The 12,742-nt window shown below is 67.1% G+C and carries 15 protein-coding genes and 2 pseudogenes; 2 read left to right on the forward strand and 15 right to left on the reverse strand.

All coding sequences use genetic code 11. The features are described from left to right. The 12 genes and pseudogenes from ACYCUK_RS20570 to ACYCUK_RS20625 all read right to left on the reverse strand — a co-directional run. Positions 1 to 322: hypothetical protein (locus tag ACYCUK_RS20570; protein ID WP_461596511.1), on the reverse strand; the 322-nt coding region annotated here is incomplete at its 3' end. A 5-nt stretch (positions 323 to 327) separates the two neighbouring features. Then, positions 328 to 1,356, reverse strand: coding sequence for a saccharopine dehydrogenase NADP-binding domain-containing protein (locus ACYCUK_RS20575; RefSeq protein WP_461596512.1), 1,029 nt, complete (start codon positions 1,354 to 1,356; stop codon positions 328 to 330). Positions 1,357 to 1,379: 23 nt separating this feature from the next. Then, positions 1,380 to 2,021 (reverse strand): TetR/AcrR family transcriptional regulator, encoded by a 642-nt coding sequence (locus tag ACYCUK_RS20580; protein WP_461596513.1) that lies wholly within the window; start codon positions 2,019 to 2,021, stop codon positions 1,380 to 1,382. A gap of 349 nt (positions 2,022 to 2,370) precedes the next feature. After that, a pseudogene (locus ACYCUK_RS20585) lies at positions 2,371 to 4,320 on the reverse strand (DUF3363 domain-containing protein). Positions 4,321 to 4,741: 421 nt separating this feature from the next. Continuing rightward, positions 4,742 to 5,269 (reverse strand): S26 family signal peptidase, encoded by a 528-nt coding sequence (locus ACYCUK_RS20590; RefSeq protein ID WP_461596514.1) that lies wholly within the window; start codon positions 5,267 to 5,269, stop codon positions 4,742 to 4,744. Continuing rightward, on the reverse strand, positions 5,266 to 5,811 hold the full coding sequence (locus ACYCUK_RS20595) for a DUF2840 domain-containing protein (protein WP_461596515.1): 546 nt from the start codon (positions 5,809 to 5,811) through the stop codon (positions 5,266 to 5,268). Before ACYCUK_RS20595 ends, ACYCUK_RS20590 begins: the two co-directional genes overlap by 4 nt. Continuing rightward, entirely contained in the window at positions 5,808 to 6,050 is a 243-nt protein-coding gene (locus tag ACYCUK_RS20600) for a chromosome partitioning protein ParB (protein ID WP_461596516.1), read from the reverse strand. The genes ACYCUK_RS20595 and ACYCUK_RS20600 overlap by 4 nt, the downstream gene beginning before the upstream one ends. Further along, positions 6,047 to 6,685 (reverse strand): ParA family partition ATPase, encoded by a 639-nt coding sequence (parA, locus tag ACYCUK_RS20605; protein WP_461596517.1) that lies wholly within the window; start codon positions 6,683 to 6,685, stop codon positions 6,047 to 6,049. The genes ACYCUK_RS20600 and parA overlap by 4 nt, the downstream gene beginning before the upstream one ends. A 211-nt stretch (positions 6,686 to 6,896) precedes the next feature. Further along, entirely contained in the window at positions 6,897 to 7,790 is an 894-nt protein-coding gene (locus ACYCUK_RS20610) for a replication initiator protein A (protein WP_461596518.1), read from the reverse strand. A gap of 11 nt (positions 7,791 to 7,801) precedes the next feature. Next, positions 7,802 to 8,101, reverse strand: coding sequence for a helix-turn-helix transcriptional regulator (locus ACYCUK_RS20615; protein WP_461596519.1), 300 nt, complete (start codon positions 8,099 to 8,101; stop codon positions 7,802 to 7,804). Positions 8,102 to 8,202: 101 nt separating this feature from the next. Then, positions 8,203 to 8,982 carry a DNA -binding domain-containing protein gene (locus ACYCUK_RS20620; RefSeq protein ID WP_461596520.1) on the reverse strand — a complete coding sequence of 260 codons (780 nt, stop codon included), beginning with the start codon at positions 8,980 to 8,982 and terminating at the stop codon, positions 8,203 to 8,205. 381 nt (positions 8,983 to 9,363) lie between these two features. Then, a complete protein-coding gene (locus ACYCUK_RS20625) occupies positions 9,364 to 9,711 on the reverse strand; it encodes a DUF2958 domain-containing protein (RefSeq protein ID WP_461596521.1) in 348 nt (115 codons plus the stop codon). A 495-nt stretch (positions 9,712 to 10,206) separates the two neighbouring features. On the opposite strand from ACYCUK_RS20625, the gene ACYCUK_RS20630 reads away from it, so the two are divergent. Continuing rightward, a complete protein-coding gene (locus ACYCUK_RS20630) occupies positions 10,207 to 10,503 on the forward strand; it encodes a helix-turn-helix domain-containing protein (RefSeq protein ID WP_461596522.1) in 297 nt (98 codons plus the stop codon). A 59-nt stretch (positions 10,504 to 10,562) separates the two neighbouring features. Here the strand turns inward: ACYCUK_RS20630 and ACYCUK_RS20635 are convergent. The 3 genes and pseudogenes from ACYCUK_RS20635 to ACYCUK_RS20645 all read right to left on the reverse strand — a co-directional run. Then, positions 10,563 to 10,646 (reverse strand): annotated as a pseudogene (locus ACYCUK_RS20635) (DUF736 domain-containing protein); the annotation flags it as partial. A gap of 161 nt (positions 10,647 to 10,807) precedes the next feature. Then, positions 10,808 to 11,704 (reverse strand): alpha/beta hydrolase, encoded by an 897-nt coding sequence (locus ACYCUK_RS20640; RefSeq protein WP_461596523.1) that lies wholly within the window; start codon positions 11,702 to 11,704, stop codon positions 10,808 to 10,810. A 29-nt stretch (positions 11,705 to 11,733) separates the two neighbouring features. Next, the gene (locus ACYCUK_RS20645; RefSeq protein ID WP_461596524.1) at positions 11,734 to 12,231 is read right to left on the reverse strand and encodes a MarR family winged helix-turn-helix transcriptional regulator; all 498 of its coding nucleotides are present in this window, start codon (positions 12,229 to 12,231) and stop codon (positions 11,734 to 11,736) included. Between the two features lie 65 nt (positions 12,232 to 12,296). Between ACYCUK_RS20645 and ACYCUK_RS20650 the strand changes: the two genes are divergently transcribed. Continuing rightward, on the forward strand, positions 12,297 to 12,742 hold a 446-nt coding region (locus ACYCUK_RS20650), incomplete at its 3' end, for a carboxymuconolactone decarboxylase family protein (protein ID WP_461596525.1).

Consider the following 12,742-nt stretch of genomic DNA (forward strand, 5'->3'; position numbering starts at 1 on the left):
CGACGCGGGCCGCCCGGGCGGCTGCCGGGTGTGCCGCAGCGGCTAGGTCGCCGAGCAGGAACAACAGGGCCCCGTACACCGCGGGGAAGATCATGTCGGCCATCAGCATGTGCCGGAACGAGCGGATTCCGTCGCGGCCGTAGAGTTGCAACAGGCGGTACAGAGTCTCGGGGCTATAGCCCGGCCGCACGTCCACCTGCAGTTCGCCGAGAGCGCGGCGGCGCAGCGCCAATACGCCACCTGGGAGAAACCAGAATCCGCCGAGGAAGCCGAGCGTGACAAGGCCGAGCACCTGGACGAGTAGCGTCTCGTTGATTGCCATGATAGTTAAAGCTCCTGAATGCTCGTGCCGGGCACGAGCAAGGCGAAACTCCCGCCAAATGCCTGCACTGGTGTGAGAGCGCCCACGCGAGGCTCTTGCAGCTGCAACTCCAGGGCGCGCACCGCAGCGGCAGCGGCAGCGTGATAGCCCTCGCCGGTCTCTAGCATGGCGGCGACGCGCTCGCCTGTTGCATTGCCGGCCTCCGCCCACACGCGCGAGCGCAGCACCGCGATTGCTGCGGCCGATGGGCTGGGCACGGCCGTGTTCGATGCTCGCGCGGCTTGCCGCGTCAGAAGCTTGCCGAGCAAGGGACCGGCGATACGCATCAGCGCTGCGGCGGCGCGCGACAGCGGAATGCCCGCGACAATATTGGGGATGCCGGTGGAGCGCTGCACGGCCAGCAGCTCGGCCAGCGGCGCGGCGGCGAATCTCATCCTGGGCGCATCGGCACCCGGCGCGCGCCAGGTGGAGAAGGCCAGCGCACGTTTGCGCAGGGAGCCCTGGTAGATTTCGCGCCCGCCGGCGGCAATCGTGGCGGCCGTGCTCAGCTGCGCGCCGCGGCTGCGTGCTCCGGTTTGTGTGGCGAGCGAAAGGCGTAGCCAAGTCGCGTCGGGCAGGCGCAGTGCCAGCTGCGCTGCTAGGCATTCCGCGAAAACAACACCGTAGCCAACGCCTGCAATGATGGCAATGCCCGCAGTGCGCGCCTGTGCGTCGCAGGCCAGCGCTGCGCTGAAGTCCTCAATCTCACCGTTGACGTCCAAATACGAGCAGCCCGCGTCGAGGCAGGCTGCGCGCATCGGTTGCCCAGTCAACTGGTATGGGCCAGCAGCAAGTAGTACACCGCTAACGCGGGACAGAGCCGCGCGCAGCGCCGCGCCGTCATCGAGTGGCAGCGGCAGAGTGCTCAGGCCGGTCGCCTGTCCCAGCGCCGCTAGCTGCGCGCTGTCACGTCCGGCCAGCACCGGGCGATGGCCGTGGCGCAGGGCTTCGTCGAGAATCAAGCGTCCGGTGCTGCCGTAAGCACCGTAGAGCATCCAATTTGATCGTGTGAGGATAGTCATCGGGTGGCGCGGCGTAGAGATGGGGGCATGGCTGGCTGAGCACTTAGGCTGCGTAGAACAAGACGGTGAACGGCCTCGAGATGGCTGATCGCTGGACTCGGGATTTCGTTGAAATTCAGCTGACGTGCGAGCTGGCCCAGCAGACCGAGCACGGCCGCCAGCAGCAGTTTTGGATCCTCGTTCACGTCGACCACGTTTTGGGCGACGCCGACATCCAGCAGCGCGCAAAAATGCGCAATCAGCGACTGACGCCGCAGCGTGGCCGGCAACTGCGGCCAAAAGCGACGCAGCGTCTCCTGGAAGAACAAAGCTGCCTGAAGATCTTCGTCGAAGAAGCGCAGATAGGCTGCCAGCGTGGCGCGTAGCTGATCGGAAAACGGACTCTCGTTCACCGCTGGCAAGCTGCCGCGGAACCCGCGGAAGATGCGCTCGAATAGGTGTAATCCCAGCGCCTCCTTGCCGGAAAAATGCCGAAACAACGCGGGATTGGTGAGGCCGGCGGCAGCGCCGATGGCGCGTACGCTAGTGCCTTCGATGCCCTTGCTCGAGAACAGCTCAAGCGCCGCTGCGACGATCGCGCGCTTGCCAGGTGCATCGTCGGGATCGAGATAGGTGCGGCATGGGGCGTTTTGTTTCATGGAACTCATGTTAGCGATCGCTAATTTCTCTGTCAAGCTGCCCATTCCGCCCTAATTGAGTAGACCGACAGACCGTGTGTGACCACTTTCGGGCGAGCATTTCAATCGCGTCTATGGCTGCAGATGGTTGGCTTCGAGCGGTTGGGGCGACGCCGTCGAACGTCAGTTGCCCGCCACATGGCGGACATGTCGTCGCCGCCTTCTTACACCGAGTCATGAGCAGTGAACCCGATGCTGGCTGCGTCGGTCGGGGAATATGGGAACAAGACCACTCGCCTCCTTTCGGGTGGTGTTCCCAACTTTGTCGCTCGGTGTTGGCGAACAGGCGGGTCGCGAGAGCGCATGGACGTCAAACAACAGACGGCCCGCGCTGCCGCCCGAACTCCCAGGTTGCACCGTTGCTTCGAACCACCGCTGCCATCGGCTGCCCCAGTCGCTGTTCGATCACCGGCTTCCACGGCACCAGGCTGAAGCCCATGCCGTCGTCGAGCATCGCGAATCGTCCGCTCGCGAGCTGCACACTGCGTCGATAGATGCCGCTGACGCGCTCGCCATCGGCCACAGTGCGGTGCGCTAGGCCGGTTTCCTTGGCGATAGCCTTGGCGGCCGCGTCGATCTCACGGCCGCGCAAGGTCGCAAGCAGGTTGCGAGCAAGGATTACGCGCTGGTCGCGCCGCGCGGCCAGCGCCTGTTCGATGAGGAAATCCGACCGCTGCCTTAGCGCTTGGCGCACCTCATTGCCGAAGCCGATGTTCGATAGACCATCGCCGCCACCGATCAACTACTGGTCCAACCAGGTCGCGCCGATCACGCGAGTCTGCCGCTCAATGGGCAGGTGCGAACGCAGTTCCACCGCCACACTGCCCAGCCGCTGCATGTCGTACTGCCGACCTTGTTCAAGCAGGTCCGCTGGCACTCGCCAGACCCCCTCGGCTACTCGTTCGACAATGCCGGCCCGGCGCAACGCTTCCAGCCGGCGAACGTGGGCATCGACCACCTCCTTGGGATCGCGCCCAGGCGTGATCTGAACCTTGGCCATCGCCAGGTGATGGTCAGTGCGGTACACACCATCGACCGCCAATGCGGCGATGTTCTTGTCGGCAGCGCGGATCTCGGCTGATCCGCGCGTTTCGACCACGGCGCCGACGGGGTACTGTTCTAGTTCGGTCTTGGCATTGAGCGCAATGTAGTACGCCTTGCCATCGGTGCCATCGACCACCAGATAGCCTCGGTCGTGCAGCTCGTCGGCCATGCCCTTCGCAGCCACGCGGCCGATCACCGGGCGCGCGTTCTCGCCCGGCTCGAATACGGCAAGGTCGCGCTGCGCGCCGCCCATGGCCCGCTGCATCGTGCGCACGATGTCGCCGCGCTCGCCCATCGCCCGCAGGACCTGTTCGGCCTCGGCGTGGACGGTCCACACGCCGGGCGATGACTCGTGCGCTAGCCCCATGCGCTGCAAGCGTTGCAGACGTCCGACCAATAACACGCGCTGCGGTCTGTGCCATGGGTCATCGGCGGGCTGATTGATATGGACCAGCCCGCCTTGGGCTTCGCATTGCAGCGTGCGATCCAGGCTGGTCCATCGTTCCTGCTCGACCTCCCGCCGCAGGCTCTGCTGGATCTCCAGTTCGGTGCGCGGCCCCAGCCATTCGGTTGCCAGTTCGGCGGCTCGTTCGCGCATGCCGTGGGCGATGTAGTCGCGGGAAATAATGAGGTCTTTGCCGGTATCGTCCTTGCCGCGCAGCACGACGTGGGTATGCGGGTTGTCGGTATTCCAGTGGTCGACCGCCACCCACTCCAGGTTGGTCCCCAAATCGGCTTCAATTCGGCGCATCAGGTGGCGGGTGTAGCGGCGCAGGTCGTCGAGCTGTTCGGCATCCTCCGGCGAGACGATGAAGCGGAACTGGTGGCGGTCGTCCCGACCGCGTGCCTCGAACGCGGCTAGGTCAGCGCTGTCCGTCGTCGGCCCGTAGGCTTCGCCCGGCTCGCCTTCGCGCCCAACCCCTTCGCGCTCGATGTAGCGCAGGTGCGTGGTGGTGGAACGCGGCCCGGCCTGCTTGAGGTTCACCAGCCGGGTCTTGATGGTCACGCGCCGCGCATGGGGTGACAGCGAACGACCCGTGAAGCGAGCAACCACGTGGCCACGCCCAAGGCGCGCGCCGGGCCGCGCTCCCGACTTGTGGACCGACTTCCCGCCGGCCTTGCTGACCTCCTTGAGAACCTGGGAAACGAACTTCTGCTGGCGATTCTTCGGTGCGCCTGGGCGTGCGCGGAAACGATCTTCGTCATGGCGACTCATGGCGAACACCAGCCAAGCCGAGCGTGCGAAGCACGCCAATCCTTCATCGCGGGCGCGAGCGCCACGCCGTCTGCGGCACACCACAGCCCAAAGCGCGTGCCGCGCCAACCCCCGTGCAGACAAGGCTCTACGCGCACCGGAGTGCCGCGTCCTTTTATCTTGCCCTCCGCTTTTGCCCCTCGCCGTGGCGCGGGTCTTCGGCGGCCCGGCGGCGCTCCGCAACGCGGAGCCTGCCGGCCGGCGAGCGCCTGGCCTGTCGATGACAGGGTGCGCTCGGGGCAAGCCGTCTGCACGGGGGATGATGCGATAACGGCCAGCGCGACGACATGCCGATGCCCGTGCAGGCGCGATGCGATGGCGTTCGCATCACCCCCGCACGAACACACCCACCGCACGCAGCGCTGCCGGTCGATGGTTGGGTTCATCGCCGCGGCCACGTCCGTATCGGCTGCGCCTGTCCGATCACGGCGGACGCAGGCACCGGCCCGAAATACCGGCTGTCGAACGACGCCGGATTGTCGGTGCTGAGCAGGAACAGTTCGCCACGCGCCAAGCGCCGGCACTGCGGCCACGCCGCCAGCCGCCGCCCCATCCCGTCGACCCGCAAGGTGGCGGCGACCGGCGCGCCGTCGATGCGCACGATGCCGTCATGGACGCACACGGATTGCGGCGCCATCGCCCCGATACGCTTGAGCAGCGGGATGTGCGCCGGCAGGTAGCCGCGCCGCGCGGCGAGTGCCGCAGGCGCTGCCGGCAGCCGGACCAGCACGACGCTGCCGACGTGCAGCGCGTGCGCCGGTCCGATGCGATACCAGCCGATCGGGACGCTGTCGGACGCGTTGTAGACGACGCGCGGCATCGGCGTCACGAACGAGGCCCAGGCCAGCGACGCAAGACCAGCGGCCACCAGCAGCGCCAGCGCGGTGCGGGAGCGGAAGCGCGCGTTCATTGCAACGCCTTCCCTGCCAGCCAGGCCGCATGCCGCTCGACGGTGTAGACCGGCAGCGGCAGGCGTGCGGCCAGACGGTTGCCCAGCGTGCGCCAGTACGCGGGCGACACATCGGCCGGGTCGATGCCCAGCGCCTCGATGGCGTCGAGCTGCGGCAGGACGGCCTGCACCTGGCGCTCACCTTCGGCGTGCAGCAGGATGTGCGCACCGGGACGAATCCCGGCGATGCGCTGCATGCCATCCAGCGGCGTGCAGGCGCGCAGCACCATGAGCTGCCAGCGTGTCGTGCCGTAGTCGTTGGCTTCCCAGCGGATGCGCGCAAAGCGAGCACCCGGAAGGAAGATCGTGCACCGTCGCCAGCGGTCCAGGCGAAGCTCTCGCGCTGGGTGACCGAAGCGCAGGTAGAGATTGATGCGCTGCTCCACGAAGGCCAGCGACACGCGCGTCAGCAGCGTGGCGTTCGGCAGTCCGGCCAGTGCGTGAAGGGACGGCAATGCGGCAGGTGGAAGCGAAGCCGCAGCCGTGGAAGACGACAGGTTCATGGCGTGTTCTCCGGAAACGCGCGCTCCAGCAGTGCGCGCAGCATCTCGGCCACCGTGATGCCCTGGGTGAAGGCTGCGACCTTGATGCGTGCGCGCAGCGCGGGCGTCACGTCGAGGGTCAGGCGGGCGGTGTAGAGATCGCCCTTGCCGAGGTCGGCACCGTCACCCTGGCGAACCCAGGCCTCGGCTTGGGGGTTCGCCGGCGGGCGCGCACCGATGACGACACGTTTGCCATTCATGGCGCCAACCTCAGCACCTCGTGGGTCAGCGCGGTGATCTCGCGCGCGGCGAGGCTGTCAGCCTCCAGTTCGCAGGCGAGCTGACCGGCCGCTGCGCTGTCGGCGAACACGATGCGTTGCCGAACCTCCGACAGCAGCGCGGGCAGCGGCTGATCGGCGAGCGCGTGGCGCGCCTCGCGTCCGATCACCGTGGTGCCGACGCGCCGGTTGATGACGAAGGCGGCGCGCAGCGCCGGCCGGAACACCTGGGCCTCGCGGATCAGCGCCACCATCTCCGCGCTGGCCCAGACGTCGTAGGGACTGGGCTGCACCGGGATCAGCGCCAGGTCGGCCGCCAGCAGCGCGGAGCGCGCGAGGGCGGCGATCCGGGGCGGTCCGTCGATGATGACGTGATCGGCGCGGCGCGCGAGTTCCGGCGCTTCCTGGTGCAGCGTTTCGCGCGCCAGACCCACGGCGCCGAACAAACGACGCAAGCCATTCTGCTGGCGGCGCTGCGCCCAGTCCAACGCGGAGCCTTGCGGATCGGCATCGAGCAAGATGATCGACTGCCCCTGCATCGCCAGCTCACCAGCGAGGTGGGTGGCGAGCGTCGTCTTGCCGACCCCGCCTTTCTGGTTGAGCAAGGCGATGATCATGGCCTTGCTCCGAGGGTTGGTTGGCGGTTGCCGGCGGTTGTCCACCGAAGCGCGGCGCTGCTACTACGGGTTAGTACTTTTACGTTAGAACAGTTAAGGGACGCCGAAACCCTTGCTATGACTGGATTGGCGGCCGATCCGTACGCCTGATGGCACGATAGGCGTGCGCCCGATGGCACGTGCCCCCTTGCGCCTGATGGCACGAGCGCATTCACAGCTTGTTCGCGAGTTGTCCACCAGACGCGCGTGGCAAGAATCCAGACGACCGTACCGTCCACGGCACCGGCCGGAACGTGAGCAGTTCGGACGACGGCGACAGGCGCTCGATGCCGAGGACATAGCCCGGCAGCGACTGCCGCGCGACCAGCGCGCGCAGGTCGCAGGCGAAGTCCGAGAAGCGCGCCAGGCTGCCCGACTTGCGATGCAGGTGCCGGAAGTCGAACCGCCAGCCGCCCGCCTGGCGCCCGCCGTGCTTGCGCACCAGCCGGTACAGCCAGCGCTCGATGCCGCCGGTCAGACGGAAGTACGCCGGGTCGATGGTCAGCACCAGCGCGGCGTCCAGCACGCCGGCGTAGAACCAGTCCGGCAGGATCAGCTCGATGCCCAGCGGCTGGCCATCGCCGTCGGCACGCTCCTTCCACTCGTTGATCCAGGAGAAGCGATGCAGCCGCCGTCCGGTCGTCTCGCGGATGGAGGTGGCGATGCTGGTGGATTGCAGGCGATCCAGCGCCGCCTTCAGGCGCTGGTAGTCGCGCAGCGAGGTGCCGCGCCCGACGAAGCGCAGGATCTCGTAGGGCGTGGCCTGCATCAGGCGCGAGGTGCGGATGCCGGCGTCGCGCGCCTCGACGATCTGGCTGGCGGCCCAGATCAGGATGTCGGCGTCCCAGATGGTCGCCAGGCCGTGCTCGGCCGTGCCCTCCACGCGCACCGTGACGCCGCCCGAACGGAAGTCGATCGGCACCGTGCGCCTGCTCTTGGCCAGCGAGAAGAACGGATACGCCATCAGGTCCTGTGCGTCGCGCGGGGCCATGTCGCCCGGCAGCGCGCGGAACAGGTCGAGCTGTTCGCGCTCGCCGGACCGCGGGCCGGGCGGCGGCGCGGGCATCGGCAATGCGCTCAGCGGCCACGGGCGGTGATGCCGGCGCGGTGCGCGGCGTACTCGGGGTCGCAGGTGGCCTCGAAGCTGCGGGCATCGGCCCAGGCTTCGAGGTCGACGATGGCGTACATGACGCGCCGGCCGAACTTGCGAAAGCGCGGGCCGCCGCCGATCACGCGCTGCTTCTCCAGCGTGCGCGGCGACAGCCGCAGGAAGGCGGCAGCCTCGTCGTTGGTCAGGTAGCGCGCCGCCGGTACGGACTGAACAGGCTGCGGCGCAGCAGCGGGCGCGGCAGTCGGCCGCAACGGTGCGGGTCTCATGGCGTGGGCCTCCATCGGGCAAGAGCGCCGGCGAAGCAATCGCCGCCGGATGGAGACAGTCTCGGCAGAGGTGAGCGTCCCGCGCAGGGACGTCCTGCACCTCAGCCGGAACGTCCCTGCCCTTTCGCGCCGATCTGCAGCAGGCGGCGGTAGTCGCCGCGCATGAAGGTTCGGCCACGCCGGATCAGGCGGCGCACCTGGGCGCGCAGGTCACTGTCGTCGAACCAGTGTTCCGCGACCGCGGAACGGCCGAACAGCACCTGGGCCACGTCGCGCTGCGAAGCGCCGGCCAGCGTGCCGTCGAGCGCTTGCAGCGCGCGCATGTGCAGCAGCGAGGTGCGGCCGGGCCGATCCGTAGCGACGGCGATGCATGCGATGTGGGCGGCCTCAAGGAGGGCCAGCTCGGCCTCGACGGCCCGCCAGCGTTCGCAGAGCCGACCGCCGGCGCGCACGGCGTAGGCGTAGGCCATGCCGTCTTCCAGTGCGGGGGAGATCGCCACGCGCAGGACACGGCCGGCGAGCTGGCTGGTGAGGACCAGTCGCCCGCCGTCGTGGGTCAGCTGCTTGCGGCCTGGCAAGCGCCAGAACCGGAACGGCCGCGCGTCCCCAGATGCATCGCCGTCCGGGCGGACCTGCACCAGGCGGTCGGGATCGGGCATCCAGTCGGGCTGCGCATCGCGCGCATCGTGCGCGGGATCTTCCAGCAGGCGCAGCCCCCAGCGCCGCGCGGCCGGTGCGTGGTGGCGGCGACGGTACTGCCAGTCGCGCCGGTAGTCCGGGTTGCGCCGCAGGTATTCCCAGGCCAGCGCCGGCCCGTCCAGGTGCAGGACGTACAGGTAAGCGGCGGCCGGATGCCAATGCACGGCACTCGGGTCGGTCATGGCGCAACCTCCTGTCGGCAGCCGGAAAGCGATCGCCACGGGAGAGACCGGCCGACAGAGCCGCACGGGTCTTCGACCGCCAGCGGTCAGGCACGAAAAGCGCAAGGTGTCCGTCCGGGCGGTCGAGACGGATCGGTGCTGAAACATTGCCCCGGGGCAGACGTTCGGCCAGGCTGCGGATCAGGTGGTCGTCCCCGCGACACCGGATAAGGTGGCAGGAAATCGACGGCATACCCTCACTCTTTCGGTCTCGCCTGCACCATGGATGGGCACAGTGCGGATTGGTGCGTGCGAGGTCGGCGCCCGGACCGATAAAGACGCAATACGAGCGGTTGCGGCAGGACGTGGATGGCCCGCCAGTTGCAGGCCATCGTGGTTGGGTCAATCGATGATCGACCCATTGGCGCGGGCGAGCTGCGCGTATTCCGACAACCGGCGCTGCGCGATGAAATACAGGTCGCGCTCGATGGGCAGGTTCAATGGGCCGCGCACATTCTCCAGCTCGGACAGTCGCACACAGCCCAGTTCCGGCATGCCGAGCCCAAGATCGCACAGGCCAAAGGCGGTGTCCGCGTCCTCGGGATCGAGTTCGGTGAGCAGCCAGGTCGCATGCGCGTCCGGGGTGAACAGTTTGACGACCGGCAGCGGGTCGAGTTCCTGGCCTTCGGCGTGCGCGCGGCCGTTGGCGAGCAGTTGGGCGCGTTGTTCGTCGGTGATGAGGGTTTTCATGGTCGCTTCCTTTGAAAGGGTTCGCTCCACGGCGGAGCGAGGCGACACAGGGCGCACGCGGCAAGCGCGGCCGTCACACCCCAACACGGTCCGGTGCGGGCCGGGGGTTGACGGCGAGCGGCGTGCGCCAGACTCGCGATGGTGTCTGCCGTGGGGTGAACCCGGGAAGCGGCCGCAACAGGCGTAAAACCGACGAACCACGGATGCGCTTGGACGACGACGCCCAAAGCCGGCGATCAGGAACCCCGCTTCCGTGCGAAGCCGTCGAAGCGCAAGTCATCGGAGCCGCAAAGGCACGAAAGCGCAGAGTCAGAACGGTACAAGGCATGGAAGACACGGATACGGATTTCCGGAACGGAGGATTCCCGTCAAAGCGGATGTCAGCAGAGCCACGAAAGCGCAGAGACGGACGGCCCCATCATCAAATGAACACTATAGATTGTAGCTCTATAGAGTGCAATCGGTTGTCATCCTGCGATTTAGGGGAATCCCGGGATGGCGGCGAAAAACTCATTGGCGGCGGCCATCAAGGCAGTCCGGAAAGCGCGAGGCCTGAGCCAGGAAGCGTTCTCCGACGTGTCGAGCCGCACGTACATGAGTACGCTGGAGCGTGGCTTGAAGAGCCCGACCCTGAGCAAGCTCGCCGCCCTGTGCGAGGTGATGGAGATCCACCCGCTCACGCTGCTGACGCTGGCGTATGCCGGCGATGGCCAGCGCAAGACCGATCAGCTCCTGGCGCAAGTGCGGCAGGAACTTGAGGCGGTGTTGAATCAAGAGCGCGGCGCGCCGTAGGCGCGTGCGCCCGGTGCTGCGGGCGCCCCGCCGCGATGGGCGGGGCGCGTGAGGCGGCGTCAGTCGCCCTTGCTGCGCGTCCAGATCAGGGTGTGCGTGCCGTCCTCGCCTTCGATCAGGCGGGCGTAGATCGTCAAAGTGAACGGAACCCGCCGCTAACGCGTAACCGATCGTTTCGGTTGATCGAAACCGATTTCGATCAAGTGCTAGCGTAGAAGTGGGAGCTCTGGAAGCAGAGCTTTGCCGATCTGGCGCCGAACGGCCAGATGATCTCTTTGAACAAGGTGATGATTGTGGCTGACGCTCATAGGTCTGCGCGGCGATGCGCGCGGATAAAGCGCGCCGCTTGCTCCAGCGACTGCCGGGCTTCGGGCAGAAATGCCGGAAAAAGCTGCCACGCATGGGGCACAACTGGCCAGATCTTCAATCCAGCCGCCACCCCCACCACCCGCAGGCGCTCGGCCAACCGTGTGGCATCGTCCCGTAGAACCTCGCGCTCGCCGACGTGGATCAGCATCGGCGGCAGGCCGGCCAAATCGGCGTAGAGCGGAGAGGCGAGCGGAGTCTCGGGTGGAGCGTCCTTGAGATACAGACGAGCGAGTTGTTGCGCACTGACACGGCGAAGCATGGGATCGCGCTGCGCATTCGTCTGCCACGTCTCCCCGGTGCACGTGAGGTCGACCCAGGGTGAGAAGAGGACGGCGCACGCCGGCAATGCGAGGCCCGCCGCTCGCGCCGCCAGAAGGACCGCCAGCGCCAGTCCGCCGCCAGCGGACTCTCCGGCGATTGCGAGGGCCTCCGGTGCGATCCCTTGCGTTAGTAGGCCCCGATATGCCGCCACGCCGTCCTCGACCGCGGCCGGAAAGGGATGTTCTGGAGGCCGGCGATATTCCGGTACGAAGACCCTGAGGCCGCGCTGGGCGAAGCCTCCGGTGATCGGGCGATGTGTGCGAGGAGTTCCGGCGACGTAACCGCCGCCATGAAGGTAGAGGAGTACTAACCCAGACGCCGCATGCGCCTCCACCCACTCGCCGTCCACGGTGCCCACCGATGCGGCAATGTATTGCACGCCCCGGGGGCCAGGAAGCTGTGCGCCTTCGAACACGGCGCGGACCTGCGACACGTCGAGCGCACCACCCAATCGGCGGCCCACCTGCCACCGGATCAGGGGATTGAGCAAGTACGCACAAAAACTCGCCATGTTTGTTCTCCAAGCTCCGGGCCGATTTTTTACGGTAACGAGCCACTGAGTTGGCATCCAACTTCGTGCACAGCCACTTTCACTAGCCAGCGCCTGATCACTTGTTCGTCAGTTGGAGGGACATGGGCTAGCAGTTTTTCTTCAGCCGCCTTGACGCGGGCGCGGCACCGGCCGAGCAGCTGTAGCCCGGCCTTGGTCACCTCGATGTGCTGAATGCGCCCATGCACCGCATGTGGGCGGCGCAAGACCGCGCCGCTGCGCTCCAGGTTCGCCACGATCACGCTCATGGTCTGCGGCGTCAGCAACGACAGACGCGCCAAGTCCGCACCCGATGCGCCGGGATAGGCTGCGAGCATGGTCAGTACCGAGAACTGCGGCAGCGTGACCCCCAAGTCCCTCAAAGCACGCTCCATGCGAAGCCGATGGGCTGCATTCGCCTGCCGCAGCAGGTAGCCGATGTGGCCCTGCTCGCCCCGCTTGCCTTCGCCCACGTTTGGCACCGTGGTCCTGCTCGTGGTCTTGTTCATGGTGTCAGTGTTCGAATATGATGTTCGAGTACTGATACTAACCGCGGCAGACAGGAATGACCATCATGAAGTCCCCAAACCACAACCCTCGCATCGACCGTGGCACCTTTGATCGAATCGCGCCGGCGGCGGCCGCTGCACTCGGTGCCCTTGGCCAGGTCGTGGGCGACTCGGGGCTCGACAAAACACTGATCGAGCTGATCAAGCTGCGCGCCTCGCAGATCAACGGCTGCGCGTTCTGTATCCAGTACCACCTGAACGTGGCGCGCCGGCTCGGGGTGCCCTCGGTCAAGCTCGACTTGGTGGCTGCATGGCGCGAGACGGGCGTGTTCTCCGCACGTGAGCATGCCGCCTTGGCGTGGGCTGAAGCGCTGACGCTCATGGCCGGGCCAGGTGTTTCCGATGCGGTCTATGCCGAACTGCAGGAGCAGTTCTCCGAGAGCGAAATCACGTTCCTGACAGTCGCCGTCAGCACCATCAACGCCTGGAATCGCATCGCCGGGGCGCTCCG

This window comes from Thiomonas sp., assembly GCF_054608695.1.